A 360-nucleotide genomic window follows, 5' to 3' on the forward strand; every position below is an offset into this window, starting at 1 on the left:
TCGATGGCCCCGCCCGCCTCGACGAAGGACTCCAGGTGCGCGATCGCGTACCGCACGCGGTAGCCCTCACCGTCGCGCTCCAGGTGCATGGCCTGGTCGAGGTCCATCGACCCGGGCGGGTCGATGGTGACGAAGGGGAGGTCGCTCTCGTCACGCTCGGGCCGGGAGAGCGGCTGCGCCGCCACCCGCTCCGCCTCCGCGACGACCTCCGCCGGGAACTCGCCGGGCACCTCGAGCTCGGCGCGGATCGCGTCGAAGCGCGGGGTCAGCCCCGCGGCGGCGACGACCTCCCCCACCTCGGGGTCGCTCGGACGGAGGGTCACGGTGCGCTGCGAAGCCATGCTCGCCACCCTAGATGCC

Annotated in this window: 1 protein-coding gene; it reads right to left on the minus strand. The window is 74.2% G+C overall.

Annotated features, from left to right (window positions below; translation table 11 throughout):
• A partial coding sequence (locus AB4Y71_RS18025) for an RNB domain-containing ribonuclease (RefSeq protein ID WP_441722769.1) occupies positions 1-341 on the minus strand: 341 nt, incomplete at its 3' end.
• Positions 342-360 lie beyond the last annotated feature (19 nt).

It is taken from the genome of Glutamicibacter sp. MCAF14 (genome assembly GCF_052114325.1).
GTDB classification, from domain to species: Bacteria; Actinomycetota; Actinomycetes; order Actinomycetales; family Micrococcaceae; genus Glutamicibacter; species Glutamicibacter arilaitensis.